Here is a 22,985-nt window from a genome sequence, read left to right as displayed (position 1 = left end):
ACAACGGTAGCGAGGCTCCAACGTAGTGATTCCAGTGCCGCCAGCTGCGCATGGATGGGCACGCTGTGATCCGATCCCACACCTGCAGCACAGCATCGAATGGGCTGTTTTGAGCTGCCTATCACATATTCATGTCAGCGTGTTGACACCGATGTCATCACAGCCCTAGCGTCGCTGGGCAGGCGCTTGCGCCGAACGGTCGGGGGGCCATCGGACAGGGGGCGGCGATGCGGTGCATCGCTCGCAGGCGTCGTTGCAGTGGAACGCCACGCCGGCCATGCCGGCCTCTCCCGGGGATCTTATGAACTGCCGCAGTCATCGCCTTGCCTTGTCGATTTCCTTGTCGCTTGCCCTGTCCACCGCCGCGCAGTCGGCCACTGCCCAGCAGACCGAGCCGGATCAACCACGCGCCACCTCCACCCTGGATGCAGTTAGCGTCACCGGCTCGCGCATCAAGCGCGCGCAGGTCGAAGGCGCGCAGCCGGTGGTCACCATCTCCGCGCAACAGATCCAGCAGGAAGGCTTCGCCACCGTCTACGACGTGCTCAACAGCATGAACCAGCAGGGCTCGGTGGAAGCCGATACGCAATGGGGCTCGCACACGCCCAACGCCTCGCCGATCAATCTGCGCGACCTGGGACCGGGCCGCACCTTGCTGCTGGTCAACGGGCACCGTGTGGCCGATTACCCGCTGCCCTACGGCGGCGAGAGCAACTTCTCCAACTACAGCAATATTCCCTCCGCTGCGGTGGAGCGCATCGACATCCTGACCGGCGGCGCATCGGCGATCTACGGCTCGGACGCAGTGGCCGGCGTCATCAATGTGATCCTCAGGCGCGATTACCAGGGCGATCAGGTGCGGCTGCGCGGCGGTACTGCGACAGAAGGTGGGCGCGACAGTTTCGATGTGTCCTGGGCAGGTGGGCGCACCGGCGAAAACTGGAGCCTGACCTACGCGCTGCAGGCCACCCGGCGCGATCCATTGAGTGGGCGCGATCGCCCCGAGATGGACGACTCCGATGACATGTCCTACTCCAACTGGACCGGCCAGAACCGCCTGTACGGCTTCAACCCATTCACTGGTTTGAGCCTGGTCGATGCCAACAACAGCGAACGCCTGGCGCCACCGGCCGGCACCTGTGCACGCTTTGGCGGCGAGTTCATCGACGGGCAACGGCTGAGCTACGACCAGAACACCGGCGCGCTCACCAATGCCGGCGATTACTGCGGCGTGGCGCGCGATTACGGCGACTGGGGGCTGGTGACCAGTAGCGAGGACTATTCGGCCTATCTCTACGGCACCTGGAAGTTCGGCGAGCACACCGAAGCCTGGGCCACGCTATCGGCCAACCGCAGCATCGGCCGCTGGACCTACGACCCGCCGTACGTGTATCTGGGCCCGTTCCAGGACGCCGACACCGGCCGCTCGCTGTATGCGATCCGCCAGCTCACCCGGCGCGAAGCCGGCGGTTGGGATCGGCTGGCCAACTACAACAAGGAGCAGTCCTGGGACTTGAGCGCCGGCTTGCGCGGCGTGTGGGCCGATCGCTTCGATTGGGAGCTGAGCGTGGGCCGCTCGCGTTACACCGTGGACGAATACGTGCGCACCATGGATACCGCACGCGCCACCGATTACTTCCTCGGCAGCCCCACCGGCACCGCTGCCGATGGCACGCCGATCTATGCGATTAACCAGGCGCGCTTGTATGCGCCGCTGTCGTCGAACCAGTACGACGACCTGGTCGCTAAATCGCATAACTCCGCCTATTCGTGGGTGAATCAAGCCAGTTTCAGCTTGAGCGGCGACCTGGTGCAGGGCTGGGCCGGCCCGATCCGCTTTGCCACCGTGGCCGAAGTGGCCAAGCAGGGCTATCAACTGTCGCCGGACCCGTGCGCCAACGAGTGCTACCCGGTGGACGTGGTCGATAGCGGCGGCGGCGAACGCCTGCGCAGCTCGGCCGGGGTGGAATTCCAGATCCCGTTGCTGTCCACGTTGAGCGCGAATGTCGCCGGCCGCTACGACCGCTACGGCAACTATCGTTCCTCGGCCGCGATTCCGACCGGTGTCGGCACGCAGAGCGACACCACCTGGAGCGCCGGCCTGGAATGGCGCCCGGTCGAGAGCCTGTTGTTGCGCAGCACGCTGGCCACCAGCTTCCGCGCGCCGGACATGCATTACGTGCTCGGCGAACCCAGCTCCACCAACCAGACCGTGATCGATCAATACCGCTGTATTTCCTCGGGCGCGTCTCTCACTGGCGGCTGCAATGACGAGAACAGCAACATCTTCTACACCGTGGATGTGAATCGCCGCGGCACCCCGGATCTACGCTCGGAAACAGGCCGCTCGTTTACCGGCGGGGTGGTGTGGGACATCGCGCAAGGTCTGTCGCTGAGCGTGGATTACTACCGCATCCAGCTGGAGGAAATGATCAAGGATCTGGACCGCGACGAGATCCTCTCGGCCGAAGCCGGCTGCCGCACCGGCACCACCATCAGCGGCGGCGCCTGGAACAATCCTGGCGGCGCCGGCTATTGCGACACCATCAGCTCGCGGGTGGTGCGCAATGCCGACGGCACCATCGCCAGCATCGAGCGCGGCCCGATCAATCTGGCGCAGATGGAAACCTCGGGCATCGACGCCTCGCTGAAATATCGCCTTGCCACCGCCGGTTGGGGCAACTTTCAGTTGTCGCTGGACTACAACACGCTGATCGCCTATCGCGAACAGATCTACCGCACCGACAGCGACGAAAACCGCCGCGACGAACGCGTGCGCAGCCGTGTGCGCGGCAGCGTGCATTGGGACAACGGTGGCGCCTGGGACTGGACGCTGTACTTCCGCCGGCTCGGCTCCATGCGTGCGGTCAACTGGGGCACTTGCGCGCGCTTCGACGATGGCTATCAGCCCAGTGCCTCCGATGGGTGTCTGGTGACCGACACCGCCAACGTGCACCTGGGCGAAAGCAGCAAGCGTTACTTCGGCCGCGTGGGACCTGCGATCTACTGGAACCTGAGCACCGGTTACAAGATCACCGACCATGCCAAGGTCAACCTCTACGTCAACAACGTGTTCAACGAAGTGGGTTACGAGAACAAGGAGCGCTTCTACGGCTACGGCTTCTACAACACCACCTTGTTCAACCCGATCGGCCGCGAAGTGGCGGCGGAATATGTGTTTACGTTTTGATTGAATGTGGCTGCCGCACCACACGCCACGGCACAGCGCCGTGGCGTGTGGTGCAGTGCAGGCTGATTTTGTGACGAAAGCTGGTTGGGCTGGAAAGCGTTATTGGCTGGCGCCTTGATTTTGTGCGTGGGAGCGGCGCCGCAGACCACTCTTCGAAATTGCGGCATTGGCGGAACGGAAAGCGCGGCCTCCGGCGAAACACATGCTCCTCTGCAAGCGTCATTCATTGCGTCGGGGCATGAAGTAAGGCCTGCTCGCTCTATCAAAAAGCTGCGAGAGAAAAGCCTGTGTGCTCTTCAAATACTCACAAGTGATCAGGTAAGGACGACGTGCTCGGGACCTTAGTGGATGAGTCATAAATGCAGAGTCCGAACAATGGCTGCGCTGCCGTTTCAGTCGCTCAAAGTCATGGCAACGACGTACCGAGGCGGTAGCGTGGCTGGGGATTGGCGGAGAGCGGCAAAGGGATGTGCCGCGGCGGCGAGTCAGACAGGATGTCTGACCGAGCCGAATAGCCGATCCCCGGCCGCGCTGCCGCCGCTTGCCGAAGCCAGTAACTGACAGGCGGGTTGCACGCGGAGAAACCGTACCCTCACCCCAACCCCTCTCCCGGCGGGAGAGCCTTTAGGCGTCGGCGTCAGGCAAGACGTGACGCCGTTCGATGCAGGCTGGCCAACGCGCGCGTGGCGATGCCGCGCATCTGTTCGCTCAGCTTGTCGTTGTCCATGGCTTGCTGCCAGAACTGCTCGGCCATCCCGGCAGCGCGCCGCCATTGCGCGAACTGATCAACGCTAGGCGGTGGAATCTCGATATCCCGCTGCACGACTTCGCCACTGGATGCCGGCCGCAGTGCCATCGGCAGCATGTCGTACACCGGGGCAAGTTGCAGGGGCAGGGTGTCGGCAAGCACCAATGCCGCATTGCCCAGGTGCATGTCGGTGTTGCCGATAAGCGTGCCGAACCAACTGATCACTTCCAGGCGCTCGGCGTCTTCCGGGCTTAGCCAGCCATCGCGCTTGAGCAGTGGAGCAAGGGTCCGCCAGCTGCTGGTGTTCGCGTCGCCGTAAAAGGCAGCGAACAGCGACATCAGTGAGACGAACCCGCGCCGGCCCAATGCAGCAGTCCGATCGAAGCGTGTCGATTCGAGGAAGACGCGCCCGCCCGCCTGCAGCACCTGCGTTGCCGCAGCAGGGATGCCGCCGGCAATCAGAATCTGGCTGGCCAACCACTCCATGTGTAAAAGATCCGCCCAACGCCGGCCTGTTGGCTGATCGGTCTGGTCGGAGAACTTGACGATCACGGGGCGATACGCGCCATCTTCTCCCAGCACTGCAGTGAACTTCGGCTGCTCGCCAGCGGCAGATGAGCCAACGGCCTCGCCGCGCAATGCAGCTTCGGCGCGGCTGAGATATTCATCGGGGCGCGCCTGCATGGCGATGCACTCAGGCTGTTCGATCGCCTCCAAAGCCAGAGCCAGCGCCCGCTCGCCGATCAGCAGGTCGCCAAGCTGGTCGTGACCATCCGACAGCATGGCCACCAGGTTGTCCCTGGGCGACCACAGCGCCAGGTTGTCCGGTAGGCGCAACTGCCCGGCGACACGGTGCGCCAGATTGCGCCCGAGAAATCCCTGGGGCCGTTGGTCGTCGATAAACCACGGCAGCGACGCGAACACGCCTGTGTCCAACGGCGGATGCAATAGAACGGGGTTGTCCTGCAAAAGGTCGACAAAGAAATGGTCGTTATGCAGCACCAACAGGTGGCCCAGTGGTACAACGCGGGCATCGTGATCGATTCGATAGAGCGGCCACATACGCTCGCCCCGCAACTCACCGTTGGCCGCGTAGCCGGTAGCGCGCGCCTTGCCATAACGCAGCACTGCAGGACCGGCACTTGCGACCAGGCGAGACAGGGTAGGTCGGCTCACGCCCAGGCGCGCCGCCAGATCGGCCCCACGCATGGGGCCGTTGATTCGTAGCGCGCTGATCAGTCGTTCGACTGCGTCGGGAGAGGGCATGGAGCGCAGCTTCTGAAACGATATGTGAAACGATAGTAAGCCAATAGTGACTACCTAATCAATTGATATAAAAGAAATTTTATTTCAGAAATAAACGTCATTGACGTCGGTAGGTGAAACAATACCCCGGTGTGCCCGACTATCTTCGTGGTTACCACTGAGGATGGACACACACGCAATGGACCGAACATCAATCCGCACCGATATCGTGCCGGCACGTCGCAGCATCCATCGCGGTCGGGCTCAGCAAGACGGTTACCAAGCCGTGTGTCTGAGTTGCATCCAGCGTGCGTGCGTGAGAGCCGTGGGACGTGGCAGCACTGCCGCACGGCGCATGCGGAACTGGGCGTGGCGCGCGATGCGCTCAACGTCAGTGCGACGCGGTTGTGGGCGAGACACGTACTGCTTGCAGGCGCATCGCGACCGCCGCTGCAACGTTCCGTTGCCGATGAAACAGTGGCAACGACGAAATGTGCGTGGTATCAATGCATCCCATGAACGCACCCCGCAGCCAGTTTTATTTTTGGTACTACGGTTTTCCGATGCCGCTGGCGGAGGACGGATTGCGCTCACCCTGAAGAAATCTTCAGCAGCATTCCCGAAAAGCCGCCAGCGCACACTGGCGGCTTTTTTGTTGCCGCCTCGCCTGGCTCCCTGATGCAACACCGCCCACCGAGACACTGTTATGCCGCCTGTGACCGATGACCTGCGTATCCGCAAGATCGAAGCCCTCGCCCCGCCTTCGCAGCTGCTGTCGCTGTTGCCTTGCGACGACCGCGCCTCCGAGACCGTGACCAATTCGCGCGCTGCCCTGCACGAGATCCTGCATGGCCGCGACGACCGCCTGGCAGTGGTGATCGGGCCCTGCTCGATCCATGACCCGGTTGCGGCGATGGACTACGCGCACCGCCTGCGGCCGCTGCGCGAGCAGTTTGGCGACGCGCTGGAGATCGTGATGCGGGTGTACTTCGAAAAGCCGCGTACCACCATCGGCTGGAAGGGTCTGATCAACGACCCGGATCTGGATGGCAGCTTCCAGATCAACAAGGGCCTGCGGGTGGCGCGCGGTCTGCTGCGCGACATCAACAATCTCGGCCTGCCGGCGGGCGTGGAATTCCTCGACATCATCTCGCCGCAGTACATCGCCGACCTGGTGTCCTGGGGCGCGATTGGCGCGCGCACCACCGAAAGCCAGGTGCATCGCGAAATGGCCTCGGGCTTGTCGTGCCCGGTGGGCTTCAAGAACGGTACCGGTGGCGACGTCAAGATTGCGGTGGACGCGGTGGGAGCGGCCTCGCATCCGCACCATTTCCTGGCCGTGACCAAGGATGGTCACACCGCAGTGGCAGCGACGGCCGGCAACCCGGATTGCCATGTGATTTTGCGCGGTGGCAAGCAGCCCAACTTCGACGCGGCCAATGTGGAAGCGGCCAGCCAGGTGCTCACTAAATCCGGTTTGCCGGCGCGCCTGATGATCGACGCCAGCCACGCCAACAGCGGTAAGAATCCCGAGAACCAGCCCAAGGTCATCGACGACATCGCCAGGCAACTGGAAGGTGGCGAGACGCGCATCGTCGGCGTCATGGTAGAGAGTCATCTGGTCGGTGGACGTCAGGACCTGGTACCGGGCTGCGCACTGACCTACGGCCAGAGCATCACCGACGGCTGCCTGGATTGGGACGCCTCGGTGCAGGTGCTGGAGCGCTTGGCGACGGCGGTGCGTGCACGTCGTGCGAGGCGGGTTGCTGAAGCTGCGTGATTGGTGAGAGCCCCTCTCCCGCCGGGAGAGGGATGAGGGTACGGTGCGAAGCCATACTTGGAATGAGATGCCATGAGGCTTCGCCCGTACCCTCATCCGGCGCTTCGCGCCACCTTCTCCCGACGGGAAAAGGGGTCAAAGCCCCTGTTCCCTCGGGGGTAAGCTAGTCACTTGTAGCGAGACCAGACTCTAAATACGACGAAATTCCCCGGGCACAAGCCGGGGTCTATCGTTCTGACCTCCCTCAGTGGCAGGGCTAGTCATGAGGGATGCTCTCTTTGTATCAGCTGCTCCAGGACGGCACCTGCTACTTTCTCGTTGTTGATTTTCAACGAGGTGGAATGGCGCGACGATGCTCACGCCTTCCTCCAGTCCTGTGACGAACGTCAATTATTAGGGTGTCGGTGTCTTGCGCGGCTGCTGTCTTCATGGGTTTTTTGTAGTAACGTTACTACATTTGGATGATTTCGGAGCCATGCTATGACCATCACAACCCTATCCAGTCGCGAGCTGAACCAGGACGTGACGCGAGCAAAGAAGGCCACGAAGGCCGGTCCGGTGTTCATCACGGATCGCGGCAAGCCTGCGCACGTACTGTTGAGCTTCGAGGACTATCAGCGGCTGACGAAGCAGCGGCGCAACATTGCCGATGCGCTGGCGATGCCGCGCGCTGCGGAGATCGAGTTCGAGTTCGAGCCACCACGCGTGACGATTGGAGCCCAGCCGGCTGAGCTGGAATGATGTACGTGCTCGATACCAACGTGTTGTCGGAGCTGCGTAAAGTAAGCCTCGGCAAGGTCGATACGAATGTGGCGGCGTGGGCGGAACGTGTTGATGCCGCCGACCTCTTCGTGTCAGTCATCACCATCATGGAGTTGGAGCTTGGCGTTCTGTCGATTGAACGGAAGGACGCCCCCCAGGGGGCCATATTGCGCTCCTGGCTTGAGCAGCATGTATTACCCGAATTCTCCGGGCGAACATTGCCTATAGATACTGCTGTGGCGCAACGCTGCGCCCGGTTGCATGTACCAGACAAGCGCGGCGAGCGCGATGCGCTTATCGCAGCGACTGCACTAGTACACGGCATGGCGGTGGTCACGCGCAATGCGGCCGATTTCAAACCGACGGGAGTGACCATCGTCAACCCGTGGGAGCCTTTGCCATGAACGACTGCAGGTTCAAGATTGTTTCCGATAGTGGTACTCGAGCGGGACAGAGTTGAGTATTGCCTGCCCCACGACTACAAGGAAGAAAATTGGCTCGACAGGTACCATGAGTTCAGGCTGCCTGCAGCGGCAGTGCGATTAGTCAATCTCGATTACTACCGCGATGGCGCAGGCTAGTAAGCGATCGTCAACCGAGCGGTGCTCATTCGCCTGTCCCTTGCGAACGAATCAGACTTTCCTCTCGGAGAGGCCAAGCGGAACTAGTTGCCATGAGCGGTTGACAAAAACGTATCAAGCTGCCTGGCAATGAGCGCTATAGCGTTAATCAATGGCGGTTTAAAACAAGAACGCCGTGCCGGCGCAGGGAGCCGGCCCGACGGATTCGACACCACCCAGTGATGACCCGTCGCGCCCAGCGGCAGGAGGGGGAGAGAGCCGTCCTGCCGCCGAATGCGAGCGGGCAGGAACGTTATCCGCTATGTCCGTGACGATGCGATGTCGCCGCATGTCGGCGGCAGCAATGAAGTTCGAGTTGCGTTAATGGCGACCATTTCGCATGACGCGAGGCACTGAGCGTTCGAGCGCGCATTACGTGCGAGGAAACACTTGGCACGCTCGTCATTGCATAAGCGCATAGCGGCCGGTGCACGTGTGCAGTCGCGCGATAAGGTGCTGCCATCGGACGTGTTGAGCATGGCGCTATCGCTAAACCGCTATTCCGCCAGAACACGCGTGCCTGCGGGCGGCGCGATCGGTGTCCCGCTGCGACCCGACGTACATCCGCTAAATGCTGCGCACGCTGCCCGGCACGACGATCAGGTGCACAGAGCGCTGCATGATCGGGCAGCTGCAACGCGCGCGATCACCCCAACATATCCCCCGTCTCCAACCAACGCTGATGCCACGACAGCGCTTCGGTCAACAGATGCGGGGTGTGCTTGCCGTAGCTGTCGCGATTGGCGCGCGCTACATAATCTTCCAGTGCATCGCGATAACGCGGATGCACGCAATGATCGAGCAACTGGCGCGCACGTTGTTTGGGCGTGAGCCCGCGCAGATCGGCCAGGCCTTGTTCGGTGACGATCACCGAGACGTCGTGTTCGGTGTGATCGACATGGCTGACCATCGGCACGATCGACGAAATGCTGCCGGCCTTGGCGATGCTGGGGCTCAAAAAAATGGACAGGAATCCATTGCGCGCAAAATCGCCGGAGCCACCGATGCCGTTCATGATGCGGCTGCCCATCACATGGGTGGAATTGACGTTGCCATACAGGTCGGCCTCGATCATGCCGTTCATGCCGATGCAGCCCAGCCGGCGCACAAGTTCCGGATGGTTGGAGATCTCCTGCGTGCGCATGACGATGCGTTGCCGATAGAAATCGATATTGCGCTTGAACTCCTCGTTGCCTTCTGGGCTGAGCGCAAACCCGGTGCACGAGGCATAACGCAGCACGCCATCGCGCAGCAGCGCGAGCATGCCGTCCTGGATCACTTCGGTGAACGCTTCCAACTCACGAAAGCCGCTGCGTGCAAGCCCCGCCAGCACCGCATTGGGAATATTGCCCACGCCCGATTGCAGCGGCAGCAGATTGGCCGGCAGCCGGCCCTTGCTCACTTCATGGCGCAGGAACTCGATCAGGTGTTCGGCGATGCGTTCGCTGCTTGCATCGGCAGCGGCGAACGGGCTGTTGCGGTCCGGGCCATGCGTGCGCACCACCGCCACGATCTTGTCCGGATCGCAGCGCAGGCTGGGCTCGCCGATGCGGTCGTCGCCATGCAGCAGCGGGATCGGTTTGCGATGCGGCGGTAGCGCGGTGCCGTAATAAACGTCGTGCATGCCATTCAGGCCGGCCGGCTGCCAATCGTTGACCTCGATGATCACTTTCTTGGCCAGGTCGAGCCAGGTCTTGTTGTTGCCGATCGAGGTCGACGGCACCAGGCTGCCATCGGCGCGGATCGCCGAGACTTCCACCACCGCGGTATCGATCTGCCCGTAGAAACCGAACCACACGTGCTGGGCGACATGGCTGAGATGGATGTCGATGTAGTCCAGGGTGCCGGCGTTGATGCGTTGGCGCGCATCCGGGTCGGACTGGAACGGCATGCGCATGGCGATGCCCTCGGCCTTGGCCAGCGCGCCATCGAGTTCCGGTGCGGTGGAGGCGCCGGTCATCAACTTGATCTGGAACGGTTGGCCTTGCAGATGCGCCGCTTCGATGCGCTGTGCCAGCGCCATCGGCACCGCCTTGGGGTAACCGGAGCCGGTGAAGCCGCTCATCGCCACGGTCTCGCCGGGCTGGATCAAGGCGGCAGCGGCCTCGGCAGAAACCAGGCGTTCGCGCAGCGGCGCGTGCAGGATGCGTTCGTCGGACATGGGCAGCACAGCGGAAACGGGAGAAGCGCAATTATCGCCGTTGCACACCTCGATCGGGGCGCGACCTTGGTGGAATGAGCGAGCGCGACATCGGCCATGCGCATGTTCACGCCTCGCCGCCAGCGCAACCGCGATAGTGACGGCAGACTCATCACTGCCTGCGCCCATGCCCACACTTCGCGATCGCTTCCAGCGCTGGCCCCGGCCGTGGCGCATTGCAGTGGTCGTGCTGCTGGCGCTGTATGCGCTTTATCTGCTGGCCGGCAACCTGTTTCTCAACACGCCGCTGTTCGATGCCGTCACCAACCGGCAGCCGCATAAATTCACCATGCAGACCGGCCCCGCGCTCACTGTGTTTCCGGGCCAGGTGATGGCCTGGAACGTGCGCATGCGCGGGCAGGCCAACCGCACCGTGTACGTGTTGCATGCCGATCGCGCCAACGCGCGCGTCGCCTTGCTGCCGCTGTTCCGGCGCGAGGTGCGCCTGCCGTGGTTGCATGCCACCGGCCTGAGCGCGGAAGTTGAAACCTCCGATACACCCATTCCGCCACCGCCACGTGGCGATCAGGGCTGGACGCTGCGCTTCGATGCGATCACCAGCAACAGCATCCGCAGTGCGCGTCTGGGCAAGTTGCTGATTGCCGGGCAAGGCCACGCCACTGTCGGCTTTCTCAAGCAGCTCAAAGGCGGGCCGTCGGAGCTGTTTGCTTCCGAGGCAAGTTTTACCGATGCGGTGGTCAGCTATGACGGGGTGCAGGTGTTCAATGGCGCGCAGCTGGACACGCAATTCCAGTTTCCACGCCATTACCGCGATGAGGCGCCGGGCCTGCGCAAGCTCGGCATCACCCACGCGCGCCTGCAGCTGAAGGCCAGCACGGTGGCGTTGAAGATCGACACCGGCGCGCCGCACGTGGACATCCGCAGCGGGCCCTCGGCGGCGCGGGTGGAGGCCGACATCACGCTGGATCGAGGCGCCCTGCAGCCGGGCAGCCATGCGGTCTGGCGCCTACCGTTGCTGGCGGGCGTCGGCGCGACCGACCGCGGCATGCTGGCGTTGCAACTGGATGTGGCGCGCGATATCCGCGTGCAGGCGCGGCTGCCGCGCGATGAAAAGACCGGCAGCGAGTTGCATGCCGACCTGCGCATTGCCGGGCGCAGCATTCCCTTCCAGGATCCGGCGCAGGTGTTGCCGAGTTTGTCCGGTCAGGTACGTGGGCGTTGGAAGTTCGAATCCCTGAACTGGATTGCCGAGTTGTTCGTGCGCAAGCCGTGGTTTCAGCTCGAAGGCGGTGGCCTGGTCGAGGCCGATCTGCGGCTGGCGCAAGGACGGCTCGCCAGTGGCAGCAGCCTGGAAATTCCGCGGGTGGAAGCCGTGGCGCAGGTGTTCGATACACGCCTGGCCGGTGTCGCCACCGCACACGGACGCATCGACGATGCCGCCACGCCGCAGGCGCATCTGGAGGTGAGCATTCCCACGTTCAAGGCCGCGCCGCGCGATGCGCCCAAACAGATCCTGCTGGACGGCCGCGATCTGCAGCTGGCAATGCATGGCGACGCCGAACTGGCGCGCCTGCGCGACACGCTCAAGGCGCAGCTGCGTTTCAGCGATGCGCGCGTGCCCGATCTCACCGTCTATAACCGCTATCTGCCGGGCAACAACGTGCGCCTGCTCGGCGGTAGTGGCAGCCTGACCGGCGATGTAGCGCTCAATGCCTCCGGCGAGGTCGGTAGCGGTCACGCGAATCTGCGCGGGCAGGGCGCACACCTTGCACTGGCCGGCGTGCAGATGCGCGGCGATGCCGAGTTGCAGGCGCAGCTGCAGCGCGCCGATTTCAAGAACAAGTTCTTCGACCTCAGCGGCACGCGCGTGCGCTTGCGCAATATGCGCGTAGGCGACGACAGCACGGATGCCAACTGGTGGGGCGAGATGCAGGTCGGCGCCGGCACCATCCAGGCCAGTGCGCCGTTCCAGGTGGATGCCGAAGCGGCGATTCGCATGCGCGATGTTGCGCCGCTGCTGTCGGTGTTTGCACAACGCGCCGATTACCCGCGTTGGGTCTTGGGCTTGCTGGATTCGGGCGAGCTAGATGCCACCGGCCGGGTGCGTTGGCGCAAGCAGCAGGTGCTGATCGACGACCTGCATGCGGAGAACGCGCGCCTGTCGCTGCGTGCGCGCTTGGCCTTGAACGAGGAACAGCGGCGCGGCGATCTGTATCTGCGCTGGGGCGTGCTGGGCGCCGGGATCGAACTCGATGGCAAGCAGCGCCAGTGGCATCTGGCCGGCGCACGCGAGTGGTACGACGCGCAGCCGGGGCTGTTGCCGGCGGTGTCGAAGGCGAAGTAAGCGGTACGTTGTTTCAGGTCTTGCGTCATGCGGCCAGCTTCGCCGTCGTCGCAGAGGCAGTGCGCGCACTGCCGCGCGTGTAGGACATCGAATGCGCACGGGCAGCCTGCTGGTGCCAGCCGCGATCGGCCGCTGCGCGCCGCACTCACGGCCTGCTTGGCACACTGCGCCACGCCGCGTGCGCGGTCTTCAGGAGCCTGCCGTCATGACGATGCCTGTTCGCGCCCGCTGGCGTGGGTTGCCCCGCGCGGTGCGTTGGCCTGTGCTGGCGCTGGTTGCGCTGTATGCAAGCTATTTGCTGTTAGGCAATCTGTTGCTCAACACACCGCTTGGGCCGGCAGCGCTCAACCGCAAGCCGGACAAATTCAGCATGCACTGGGGCCCTGCAGTGACCTGGTGGCCGGGGCGTCTGGTGCTGTGGAATGTGGACCTGCAAGGCCGCTCGACACGTAATAGCTGGAACGTCAGCGCGCAGCGCATGAGCGGGCAGGTGCAGCTGTTGCCGTTATTGCATCGGCAGCTGCTGGTGCCGGAGTTGCATGCATCCGGCGTGCGCGGTGGGATGCAGGCGGCTGCGCCGACGCCCGGTGCTGCAGCGACGCAAGCGCCGGCGACAGCGCCGAGCACGCAGGTTGCCGCTGCTCCGGTGACTGGCGCAGTCGGCACGCCAGCGCAAGACAAGACATCTACATCAACGAGCAACGCAAAGGTCTCAGCCGGCACGCAGCTGCCCACGCAGATGACTGGCGCGCGCACCAGCACGCCGCAATCCGCCCAGGTCGCCCAGGTCTCTGAACCCCCGGCCAGCACCCTGCCGACTGCTCCGGCCTGGACCCTGCAGTTCGACCGCATCGTCGCCGATCAAGTGCAGGCCTTGACGCTGCGCCAGCTGCACATCGAAGGCGATGGCCAACTGCAGCTGGGCGTGTTCAAACAATTGCGCGGCGGTCCGATGGAACTGTTTCCCTCGCGTGCGACCTTCGACAATGCGCGGATGCGCTGGGATAACAGCGAAGTGCTGCGCAACGGCCAGCTGCGCATCGAAGCCAGCATCGCGCGGCATGCGCCCGAGCAAGCGCGTGGGCTTGCGCTGCTGCAACTCACCGACGCGCTGGTGGCGGTACATGGCGACACTGCCGCACTGGATGTGACGCGCAATGCGCAGGGCCGCCACACGGTCGCCACGCGTGCCGGCAAAGGCCGCGCAGATGGCGAGTTGCGCTGGACGCGGGGCGCCTTGCAACCCGGCAGCCAGCTGCAATGGCGCGCGCCGTTGCACGACAGCACGCGCACGCCGGCTGCCTTGCTTGGCGAACTGACAGCGCAACTGCAAGTCGATCAGGACATGCGCTTGCAAGTGCGCATGCCCGAGCCGGCCGATGCCGGGCTGACGCTGGATGCGGATCTGCGCGTGCAAGGCCGGCAGCTGCCGCTGCAATCCATGCGCAGCCTGTTGCCGCGTACCTCCGGACATGCGCGGGTGCATTGGCAACTGGCTTCGCTGAGCTGGATTCCGGCACTGTTTCCGGATGTGGACTGGCTGACGCTGGAGGACGACGGCCTGGTGGATGCCGATCTGCGGATCGATCGCGGCCAACTCGGCGCCGGCAGTCGTCTGCAGGTACCGCACGTGCGTGCGCATGTCGGCGTGATGGGGCATGCGATCGATGGGCAGGCCAGTGCCGATCTGCGTGTGGACGCCGATGCCAATGGGCAGTTGCTGCCTGCACTCGTATTACAGATGCAGCAGTTCTCGATTGCGCACAGCGATGCGCCCACGCGCCCGTTCGTGCAGGGCCGCGATCTGCGTCTGGATCTGCAAACGCGTGCCGATGCACGCAATCTGGCGACGTTGCGCGATGCCACACGCGCGCATCTTGTGTTCGCCAATGCGCGCGTGCCGGATCTGCGTGCCTACAACCGCTATCTGCCGCAGCAGCAACTGCGTTTCGATGGCGGCAACGGTGTGCTCAGTGGCGATCTGCAGATCGAACCGGGTGGGCGTATCGGCAAGGGCGGGCTGCGCATCGGTGCGCGTGCGGCGCGGCTGCAGTTTGCCGGCCTCGCACTGCGTGGCGATGTGGATGCAGATCTGCGTCTGCAGCGCGGCGATCTGCGTGCAGAGAATTTCCGCCTCGATGCCAGCACCATCCAGTTGCGCAATATCGGATTCACCGGCCCGGATGGACAACGTCGCGATGGGTGGTGGGCGCGCATCGTACTGGAAGACACGCATATGCAATGGCGCAAGCCGATCGGTGTGGATGGGCGCGTGCGCATCCAGGTGCGCGATCTGGCATTCCTGATGTCGCTGTACGCGCGCGATCGCTCGATTCCGAACTGGATGCTGCGGCTGGTGGATGCGGGGCAGGCGCAAGTGACCGGTCGCGTGCATTGGCAGGACGACACCGTCATCGTCGATCGGCTGCAGGCACGCAACGAACGCTTTCAGGTGGATGCACGACTGCGTTTGCAGGGCACCCAACGCAGCGGCAGCCTGCTTGCCCGCTGGGGGATGCTGAGCGCGGCGGTTGGCCTGCGCGGCAACACGCCGGAATGGCATCTGCTGCGCGCACCTGAGTGGTATCAGGCCCAGCCCGATCTGCTGCGCTGAGGTCTTCGCGCGGCAAGGTGATGTGAAGGAAAAGCGCCAGTTCTGTACTGCCAAGTATTGTTTTGCAGTGCAGCGTGCAAGTGGCGTTCGGGGCGCGCACTATGATCCTGCATCCCGACGTGGGGGAGGGAGCAAAGCCCGCTGGCAGTTCGCTGCAAGCGGGCTTTTTTATTGCCTGAGGTTTGGCGAGTCAAGTCACCGCCACCTCCGCTCAGCGGGAAAAACGCCTGAAGTCAGCCAGCTGGCCCAGGTCAGCCGTGCCTCGTAATGGGGCAGCATCGACCCGCAACCGGAAGCCAGCGAGAAAGGCCGGCCCGGAGCGCGCGCCTGCACGCGCCGCCGGCATCCGATAGAATGAGATCAATTCTCATTTATCGCCGGATGCCTCGCGGTCCGGGCTCAGCCGTTCAGGAGGTCATCGTGTCGGTCACGCAAGGCGCGCTTCATCAACAGGTGGAGCGCCTGTACACCGACCACCATGGCTGGCTGCAGGGCTGGCTGCGGCGCAAGCTGGGCGATGCGTTCGTGGCCGCCGACCTGGCGCAGGACACCTTCATCAGCGTGATCAATGCCGGTGCGGCCGCCGAGATCCGCGAGCCACGGCCGTTCCTGGCCACCATCGCGCGCCGGTTGATGGCGCACCGGCAGCGCCGCAAGCTGCTGGAAACCAGTTACCTGGAAATGCTGGCCGCGCTGCCGGAAGAAGTGGCGCCGTCGCCGGAGCTGCAACTGCTGGCGCTGGAAGCGGTGCAGCAGCTGGACCAGGCGCTGGACGGCCTGCCGCCCAAGGTGAAAGAGGCCTTTTTGCTGGCCCATCTGCAGGAGCTGAGCTACGCGCAGATCGCGCAGCGGCTGGGGGTGTCCAGCAGCTCGGTCAAGCAATACCTCACGCGTGCCAACCGGCATTGCCTGTTCGCGCTCTCGGCGTGAGTCGCACAGATGGGTGATGCCGCGTCCCGCAGCCCGCAGTCCCTTGGCGCCCAGCGGCTACTGCTGGCCGGCGGGCAACCGATCAGTGCGCAGGTCGCCGATGCGGCAGCCGAGTGGCTGACGCTGCTGATGTCCGGCAGTGCCAGCCACGCGCAGCTGCAGCAATGGCAGCAGTGGCGCGATGCGCATCCGGATCATGCGCGGGCGTGGGCGCATATCGAATCGGTGACCGGGCGGCTGAAGACGCTGACGCCGCAGGCGGCGTATCGCAGTCTGTCGCCGTATGCCGGCAACAACGGCCAGGCATCGCCGGGGCGGCGCAAGGCGCTGAATCTGCTGCTGTGGGGCGGGGTGGCCGGGGCCACCGGCGTGCTGGTCTCGCGCACCGAACCCTGGCAGCGCGCCACCGCCGATTACGCCACCGCAACGGGGCAGCGCCGCGACCTGCAGCTGCAGGACGGCAGCCGCATCACGCTCAACACGCGCAGCGCCATCGATGTGCGTTTCGATGCGCACCAGCGGCTGCTGCAGTTGCTGGCCGGCGAAATCCTGGTGACGACCGCGCATGCGCTGGGCGCCGGTCACGATCCGCGGCCGTTCGTGGTGCGCACCGCCCAAGGCGATATCCGTGCGCTGGGCACGCGCTTTTGCGTGCGTCAGGACGAGGGCGACACGCAGGTGAGCGTGCTGGAAAGTGCGGTGGAGGTGCGGCCGCATGCGGCGGGAAACGCTGCTGGGCGCGTACATGCGGGAGAGCAGTGTCGCTTCACCACCGAGGCGCTAGGCGCCATCGCTCCAGTCGATGCGCAGGCGGCAGCCTGGGTACGCGGTCAGTTGATCGCCGACGAATTGCGGCTGGATGCCTTCATCGCCGAACTGGGCCGGTATCGCCCCGGCCTCCTGCGCTGCGATCCGGCGGTGGGCGCGCTGCGCGTCTCAGGCGTCTTTCCGCTGGACGACACCGAGCGCATCCTGGCGATGCTGCCCAGCGTGCTGCCGGTGCGGGTGAGCCGGCGCAGCCGGTATTGGGTGACGGTGCAGGCGGCCGGGCAGGGCTAAGGCGCTGCCCGGCGGCACGTCGACAAAAAAGTTTGCTGCCGGCCTGCCCGATCGCCGCAGTTGCGGCACCTCCACAATGACGGTGTCAGTGCGACACCAACATCTTGTGGAAACAGCATGTCGATCACTGCCCGCCGCGGCCAACGTTTTTCTTCTTCGTTTCAGCGTATCGCTTCTGTACGGGCAGCACAGCGGCCCATCAGCACGGCAGTTGCGATTGCGCTGTGCAGTCTGGCGCTGTGTGCAGGCATGCCCGATGCAATGGCGCAAAACGCAGCCGCCACGCAGGATGTGCGGCAGAGTTATCGCATTCCCGCCGGCCCGCTGGCACCGGCGCTGCGCAACCTGGCCGGTTCGGCCAACCTGTTGCTGAGCTTCACCGCCGCGCAGACCGACGGCAAGACCACCGCCGGGCTGGATGGCAGCTATACCGCACCGGCGGCGCTGGCGGCGTTGTTGGCCGGTAGCGGCTTGCAGGCGGTGCCGTTGGAGACCGGCGGCTATGTATTGCGCGCCGCGCCGCGGGTGAGTGCGACCAGGAGCGAGGTGGATGCGTGGCTGCTGCCGACCGTCAAGGTAACCGCGCAGGCCAACCGTAGTGCGGCCACCAGCGGCACCGGCAGCTATACCGCGCGTGCGGTGAGCATCGGCCGCGGCGAGCAATCGCTCAAGGACATCCCGCAGTCGATCAGTGTGGTCACCCGCCAGTTGATGGACGAGCAGAACATCACCTCGGTCTACGACGCGCTGGCCAGCACCACCGGCATCACCATCGTGCAGAGCCCGCAGGGCGGCAAGTACATCTATTCGCGCGGGTTCGACATCACCACGGTGCAGTACGACGGCGTGCCGCTCAATCGCGGCATGTACGGCCGGGCCAGCAATTACAGCGCCAACATGGGCATCTACGATCGCGCCGAAGTGCTGCGCGGTGCGGCCGGCCTGCTGCAGGGCGCGGGCAATCCCGGCGGTGCGGTGAACCTGGTGCGCAAGCGCCCGCTGGATGTGCCGGGCGTGAGCGTGATGCTGCAGGGGGGCACGTGGGATCGCTACGGCGCGCTGATCGATGGCAGCGCCAACCTCACCGCCGATGGCGCGTTACGCGCGCGCGGGGTGATCGACTATCAGGACCAGGGCTCGTTCGTGGATGGCGTCACGCGCCGCACGCCCACCTACTACGGCACGCTCGATTACGCGTTCTCGCCGCAGACCCAGCTCAGCCTGGGTGTGAGCTACGAACAGGTCGAAGGCCGGCCGTTCTTCGGCGGCCTGCCCAGCTTCACCGATGGCCGCGATATCGGCCTGCCACGCGAGACCAATCTGGGCGCGCAGTGGAACCGGCAGTCTTCGTCCAATCGCGGGCTGTATCTGGATCTGGATCATCGCTTCAATGACGATTGGGTGTTCAAGCTCAGTGCGGTGCAGGTGCGCGAGCTGCACGATCTGAAATACGCCAGCTCCAGCCGTGCGATCAATCCGGCCAACGGCACCGGCGCCTTGTTGGCGGCACGCACCATCTCCGATACGGATGCGTTCGGCTTCGATGCCAATGTGATCGGGCATTTCAACGCGCTGGGCCGCCGGCATGAGCTGGTACTGGGCAGCAATTTCGCCGAGAACACGGTCGACACCGTCTACGGTACCAAGAACAACTTCCAGACCTTCAACGTGTTCGATCTGCAGCGCAATGTGCGGGCGATCAGCGACGAAGAAATCTTCGCCAATGCGCGCGAGGCACGGCATGGCACCTCGCGCGAGTTCGGCCTGTACGGCGCGTTGCGCTGGCAGTTGAGCGACCCGCTCAAAGCCATCGTCGGCACCCGTGTGAGCTGGCACGACACCCAGTGGAACACCACCACCACCGGGCTGTTGCCGTCGCAATCGATCGAGCACACCCGCGAGACCGGGCAGGTCACGCCGTATGCCGGCCTGGTGTATGCGTTGAGCCCGAACTGGTCGGCCTATGCCAGCTATGCGGACATCTTTCAGCCGCAGAACGCGCAGACCGAAGCCGGCGACATGCTCAAGCCGATGACCGGTGCCAACTACGAGCTGGGCATCAAGGGCGAGTGGCTGGATGGCCGCATCAACACGGCCTTTGCGTTGTTTCAGATCGAGCAGAAGAACCGTGCGCAGGCCGACTTGACCACCAGCCCCACCTGCCGCAACAACGACTTCTGCTACATCGACAGCGGCAAGGTACGCAGCCGCGGATTCGATGCCGAAGTGAGCGGTGAAGTGCTGCGCGACTGGAATGTGTTTGCCGGTTACACCTTCAACCGTACGACGTATCTGCAGGATGTCACCAGCCAGGGACAGGCCTTCAACAGCTATACGCCCAAGCATTTGCTACGTGTGTGGACGACGTATCGGTTGCCGGGTGTGTTGCAGGATGTGACCGTTGGCGGCGGTGTCAGTGCGCAGAGTGCGGCGTATCGGCAGATCGGCACCGCCATCGCGCCGATCGAAGGACGTGCGGTATGGAATGTATTGGCGCGCTATCAGGTCAACCGGCAGTGGTCGCTGGCGGTCAACCTCAACAACGTGTTCGACAAGCAGTACTACAACACGCTGTCCAGCTTCGTTAACGGCCGCTATTACGGCGAACCATGCAATGTGATGGTAACCCTGCGCGGCGCGCTGTAATGCAGGCATCGGCAGCGAGATGGTGCGTGGCGATGGCCGCATGAAGGACGGGTTTCGCCAAAGCATGGCGTGGCTGCACACCTGGTGCGGACTCACCTGCGGCTGGTTGCTGTGCGCGATTTTCCTGACCGGCACGCTCAGCGTGTTTCGCGACCCGATCACTCGCTGGATGCAGGCTACACCTGCCTTGCCGAGTGCGAGCACGCACGCGGCGTTGCCGGAACAAGCACTGGTACCGCGTGCATTGGCGCAGCTGCGTCAGCTCGCGCCGCAGGCACGCCTGTGGCGGATCACCTTGCCTGCGCATCCAGGTGAGGCGCTAACGCTGTTCTGGCGTACGCCGGATGGCCAGGGCCAGGCTTCACTGGATCCCGGTAGCGGCGAAGTCTTGCCGTCGCCGTGGGGCCGGCAGACCGAAGGCGGCCGGCATTTCATGAGCTTCCACTACACCTTGCACGGCGGCATTCCCGGCTATTGGCTGGTGGGCTGGGTGTCGATGTGCGGGCTGATCGCGCTGGTGTCCGGGGTGATCGTGCACAAGCGAATCTTTCTGGATTTTTTCACCTTTCGTCCGGGCAAGGGCCAGCGGTCGTGGCTGGACGCGCACAACGCCACCGCGGTGCTGACGCTGCCGTTTCTGCTGATGATCGTCTACACCGGGCTGGCGTATTTCTACACCAGCTACATGCCCGCGCCCTTGCAGGCGGTATATGGCAGCGATGAAGACGCGTACACGCGGTATGCCGATGATCTGTCACCGGCGTCGCCTGTTGCAGGTGCAGACGACACTGCGCTGAACAGCGTGCCTGCCTATCTGCCGGAGTTGGTGCAGCGCGCTGCGGTACTCAACGGCGCGCCTGCGCAAACGCTGGTGATCGAGCGCCCGGATCAACCCGGCAGCAAGCTGCGCGTGATTGCGCCTATGGCCGATACCGGCAGCTCGCGGCGTCTGCTCAATCCACCCGGCAGCGTGGTGTTCGATGCGAATAGCGGCGCGGTGCTGGAGCAGCATGCAGATGCTTCACGCACGGACATGCATGCGCAGGATGTAGAAGAGGTCATCAAGACCTTGCATGTAGCCGGTTTCGGCGGCTGGACCAGCAAGTGGTTGTATTTCATCTGTGGCCTGGCCGGCACCTTGATGATGGCGACCGGCACGCTGCTGTTTTCGATCAAGCGGCGTCGGCGCAGCGAGCAGGAGTTTGGTGCGGCCACTGCCGGCATCTATCGGGTGGTGGAAGCGCTCAATGTCGCCGCGCTTGCCGGAACCGCATTGGCGAGCATTGCGTATTTCTATGCCAATCGCTTGGTGCCGGCTGCGAATGCCGAGCGCGTGCAGATCGAAATCCATGCATTCCTATGGGTGTGGATGGCCACGCTGCTGCATGCGCTGTTGCGCCCGCCTGCACGTGCATGGGTGGAGCAATTGGCGGTCACCGCGCTGCTGTGCCTTGGTTTGCCGCTGCTCAATGCGCTGACGACCGGGCAACACGTTGGCGCGTATCTGGCCGCCGGCGATCTGCAACGTGCCGGGGTCGAGCTGGTCTCGCTCGCGTTTGCTGTGGCGTTTGCGTACGCGTCGTATCGCGCGCATCGCAGTGCCATGCGGCCTGCAACGGTGCGTGCCAAACGGGGCGCCACTGCCGCGAGGGATGCGTTGTGAATCGTGCCTCCAGCCCTGCATCGGTAACGCGTGATCGCTGGTCGGTCGCCGGTCGCGTGCTGGCCGCCAGTGTCGGTGGCTATGCACTGACCTCCACCGGCTGCAGCGTGCTGGCGCAGCTGTTGACCCGGTTTGCCGGCGTCTTGCCTGCGGTGGCGGTACTGAGCACGACGTTACTCAGCTTCGTCATCTACACCGTCGTGGTGTTATGGATGTTCCGCGCGCGCAATGCGTCGCGCATGTGGTTGTGGCTGGGCATATGCCTGGGAGTGCTGGCTGGCACGAACTGGCTACTGCGGAGCACGCCATGGGTGGGCTGATCACTGCGCTGCTGGGCACGGCGCTGTGCCATGCCGGGATGCTGGCGTTGGCCGTGGCGATGCATCGCCATTACGAGCAGCTGACCGGTCGCCGCACTGCACCAGTCACGCAGCGGTGGCTGTTGCGCTCGATCGGTACCTGCCTGTTGTTTGTTGCGCTTGTGCTGTGCGTACTCGGTTGGGGCGGCACGGTGGGAACGATGTTGTGGTTGGGGTTTCTCAGCGTGGGCGCGCTGTTGGTGGCGCTGGGCCTGGCGTACGCGCCGCGCTGGAGCGCATGGCTGGCGTTGCTGCTGGGCTGCGTGGCGTGTGTGGTGATTGGCTGGCGCGCGCAGTAGGTGGTGCGGAGTTCGCTGACCAGTGAAGTGAGGTCGGCAATGGCAGTGACGTTGCTCGGATCGAAACGCGCCGAGCCGACCGCACCTCATCGCATGGGAGTTTAGATGCAGTCAAAAGCCTGGTCGGTCGAGGGCGCGATGCCCTCACCGCTCGCGGGACACGCCGTGAATCCGTCCCTGGAGGCTCAGTGGCGGCATCCATGCCGCCACATGGTCCCGCAAGCGGCGAGGACACCGCACCAGAGAGTGAGTCGGTTGCTTTGTTGAAAGCCTGCCCATTGCTTCGCCTGCATTGAGATGCTGTTCGGACGCGCCGTTATCTAAACAGCGCACGTCATGCACTGCTTGCAACCATGCCCTCCGACGCTCTCCACTGGTCCTTGCCCGCCCACCGTCGCGGGACCTTACGCGGCATGGATGCCGACATGGACGTACTTGCGGCGTGTCCTGCGATGGTGGGCGGGCAAGGGCCTTGCAGCCAAGCCGCAGATCAACCGCTCTGCACTTGACGCATCCACATCGTTTAAACGCCTCTCAAGACGAACGAGAACTTGAGCTTCAGCGT

At 64.1% G+C, this 22,985-nt stretch carries 15 protein-coding genes; 13 read left to right on the top strand and 2 right to left on the bottom strand.

From position 1 onward, the window contains the following. The first annotated feature begins 301 nt into the window (after window positions 1-301). Window positions 302-3,190 carry a TonB-dependent receptor plug domain-containing protein gene (locus FFY45_RS13690; RefSeq protein WP_255171971.1) on the top strand — a complete coding sequence of 963 codons (2,889 nt, stop codon included), beginning with the start codon at window positions 302-304 and terminating at the stop codon, window positions 3,188-3,190. 637 nt (window positions 3,191-3,827) lie between these two features. Here FFY45_RS13690 and yjjJ read toward each other — a convergent pair. Further along, window positions 3,828-5,204 carry a type II toxin-antitoxin system HipA family toxin YjjJ gene (gene yjjJ, locus FFY45_RS13685; RefSeq protein WP_439333535.1) on the bottom strand — a complete coding sequence of 459 codons (1,377 nt, stop codon included), beginning with the start codon at window positions 5,202-5,204 and terminating at the stop codon, window positions 3,828-3,830. 448 nt (window positions 5,205-5,652) lie between these two features. On the opposite strand from yjjJ, the gene FFY45_RS13680 reads away from it, so the two are divergent. From FFY45_RS13680 to FFY45_RS13665, 4 genes are all read left to right on the top strand, one after another. Then, entirely contained in the window at window positions 5,653-5,862 is a 210-nt protein-coding gene (locus FFY45_RS13680) for a hypothetical protein (RefSeq protein WP_146094661.1), read from the top strand. Window positions 5,863-5,889: 27 nt separating this feature from the next. Then, window positions 5,890-6,963 carry a 3-deoxy-7-phosphoheptulonate synthase gene (locus FFY45_RS13675; protein ID WP_176340846.1) on the top strand — a complete coding sequence of 358 codons (1,074 nt, stop codon included), beginning with the start codon at window positions 5,890-5,892 and terminating at the stop codon, window positions 6,961-6,963. A 480-nt stretch (window positions 6,964-7,443) separates the two neighbouring features. Then, window positions 7,444-7,704 carry a type II toxin-antitoxin system Phd/YefM family antitoxin gene (locus tag FFY45_RS13670; protein ID WP_176340845.1) on the top strand — a complete coding sequence of 87 codons (261 nt, stop codon included), beginning with the start codon at window positions 7,444-7,446 and terminating at the stop codon, window positions 7,702-7,704. Continuing rightward, window positions 7,704-8,129 carry a type II toxin-antitoxin system VapC family toxin gene (locus tag FFY45_RS13665; protein WP_176340844.1) on the top strand — a complete coding sequence of 142 codons (426 nt, stop codon included), beginning with the start codon at window positions 7,704-7,706 and terminating at the stop codon, window positions 8,127-8,129. The genes FFY45_RS13670 and FFY45_RS13665 overlap by 1 nt, the downstream gene beginning before the upstream one ends. A gap of 862 nt (window positions 8,130-8,991) precedes the next feature. Here FFY45_RS13665 and scpC read toward each other — a convergent pair. Beyond that, window positions 8,992-10,506: a succinyl-CoA:acetate CoA-transferase ScpC gene (scpC, locus tag FFY45_RS13660; protein ID WP_176340843.1), complete on the bottom strand. Its 1,515-nt coding sequence runs from the start codon at window positions 10,504-10,506 to the stop codon at window positions 8,992-8,994. A gap of 166 nt (window positions 10,507-10,672) precedes the next feature. On the opposite strand from scpC, the gene FFY45_RS13655 reads away from it, so the two are divergent. The 8 genes from FFY45_RS13655 (at window position 10,673) to FFY45_RS13620 (ending at window position 22,420) form a co-directional block, all read left to right on the top strand. Continuing rightward, a complete protein-coding gene (locus FFY45_RS13655) occupies window positions 10,673-12,850 on the top strand; it encodes a translocation/assembly module TamB domain-containing protein (protein ID WP_176340842.1) in 2,178 nt (725 codons plus the stop codon). Between the two features lie 205 nt (window positions 12,851-13,055). Continuing rightward, entirely contained in the window at window positions 13,056-15,464 is a 2,409-nt protein-coding gene (locus FFY45_RS13650) for a hypothetical protein (RefSeq protein ID WP_176340841.1), read from the top strand. 420 nt (window positions 15,465-15,884) lie between these two features. Next, complete coding sequence (locus FFY45_RS13645) at window positions 15,885-16,394, top strand: sigma-70 family RNA polymerase sigma factor (RefSeq protein WP_043909174.1); 510 nt, start codon at window positions 15,885-15,887, stop codon at window positions 16,392-16,394. 9 nt (window positions 16,395-16,403) lie between these two features. Then, on the top strand, window positions 16,404-17,453 hold the full coding sequence (locus tag FFY45_RS13640) for a FecR domain-containing protein (RefSeq protein WP_176340840.1): 1,050 nt from the start codon (window positions 16,404-16,406) through the stop codon (window positions 17,451-17,453). 117 nt (window positions 17,454-17,570) lie between these two features. Continuing rightward, complete coding sequence (locus FFY45_RS13635; protein WP_255171969.1) at window positions 17,571-20,099, top strand: TonB-dependent siderophore receptor; 2,529 nt, start codon at window positions 17,571-17,573, stop codon at window positions 20,097-20,099. 40 nt (window positions 20,100-20,139) lie between these two features. After that, window positions 20,140-21,762, top strand: coding sequence for a PepSY-associated TM helix domain-containing protein (locus FFY45_RS13630; protein ID WP_176340839.1), 1,623 nt, complete (start codon window positions 20,140-20,142; stop codon window positions 21,760-21,762). Beyond that, on the top strand, window positions 21,759-22,082 hold the full coding sequence (locus FFY45_RS13625; RefSeq protein WP_176340838.1) for a hypothetical protein: 324 nt from the start codon (window positions 21,759-21,761) through the stop codon (window positions 22,080-22,082). Before FFY45_RS13630 ends, FFY45_RS13625 begins: the two co-directional genes overlap by 4 nt. Next, complete coding sequence (locus tag FFY45_RS13620; protein ID WP_176340837.1) at window positions 22,070-22,420, top strand: DUF3325 domain-containing protein; 351 nt, start codon at window positions 22,070-22,072, stop codon at window positions 22,418-22,420. Before FFY45_RS13625 ends, FFY45_RS13620 begins: the two co-directional genes overlap by 13 nt. Window positions 22,421-22,985 lie beyond the last annotated feature (565 nt).

It is taken from the genome of Xanthomonas hortorum, assembly GCF_011305375.1.
Lineage (GTDB): Bacteria > Pseudomonadota > Gammaproteobacteria > Xanthomonadales > Xanthomonadaceae > Xanthomonas > Xanthomonas hortorum_E.
This window is presented reverse-complemented; position numbering and strand designations above follow the sequence as displayed.

What these genes read in the sequence shown, in the direction of transcription:
- FFY45_RS13655 (WP_176340842.1), top strand. Translation starts at nt 10,673, where the DNA reads ATGCCCACACTTCGCGATCGCTTCCAGCGCTGGCCCCGGCCGTGGCGC.
- FFY45_RS13690 (WP_255171971.1), top strand. Translation starts at nt 302, where the DNA reads ATGAACTGCCGCAGTCATCGCCTTGCCTTGTCGATTTCCTTGTCGCTT.
- FFY45_RS13620 (WP_176340837.1), top strand. Translation starts at nt 22,070, where the DNA reads ATGGGTGGGCTGATCACTGCGCTGCTGGGCACGGCGCTGTGCCATGCC.
- FFY45_RS13635 (WP_255171969.1), top strand. Translation starts at nt 17,571, where the DNA reads ATGTCGATCACTGCCCGCCGCGGCCAACGTTTTTCTTCTTCGTTTCAG.
- FFY45_RS13650 (WP_176340841.1), top strand. Translation starts at nt 13,056, where the DNA reads ATGACGATGCCTGTTCGCGCCCGCTGGCGTGGGTTGCCCCGCGCGGTG.
- FFY45_RS13670 (WP_176340845.1), top strand. Translation starts at nt 7,444, where the DNA reads ATGACCATCACAACCCTATCCAGTCGCGAGCTGAACCAGGACGTGACG.
- yjjJ (WP_439333535.1), bottom strand. Translation starts at nt 5,204, where the DNA reads ATGCCCTCTCCCGACGCAGTCGAACGACTGATCAGCGCGCTACGAATC.
- FFY45_RS13630 (WP_176340839.1), top strand. Translation starts at nt 20,140, where the DNA reads ATGAAGGACGGGTTTCGCCAAAGCATGGCGTGGCTGCACACCTGGTGC.
- FFY45_RS13665 (WP_176340844.1), top strand. Translation starts at nt 7,704, where the DNA reads ATGTACGTGCTCGATACCAACGTGTTGTCGGAGCTGCGTAAAGTAAGC.
- FFY45_RS13680 (WP_146094661.1), top strand. Translation starts at nt 5,653, where the DNA reads ATGAAACAGTGGCAACGACGAAATGTGCGTGGTATCAATGCATCCCAT.
- scpC (WP_176340843.1), bottom strand. Translation starts at nt 10,506, where the DNA reads ATGTCCGACGAACGCATCCTGCACGCGCCGCTGCGCGAACGCCTGGTT.
- FFY45_RS13675 (WP_176340846.1), top strand. Translation starts at nt 5,890, where the DNA reads ATGCCGCCTGTGACCGATGACCTGCGTATCCGCAAGATCGAAGCCCTC.
- FFY45_RS13640 (WP_176340840.1), top strand. Translation starts at nt 16,404, where the DNA reads ATGGGTGATGCCGCGTCCCGCAGCCCGCAGTCCCTTGGCGCCCAGCGG.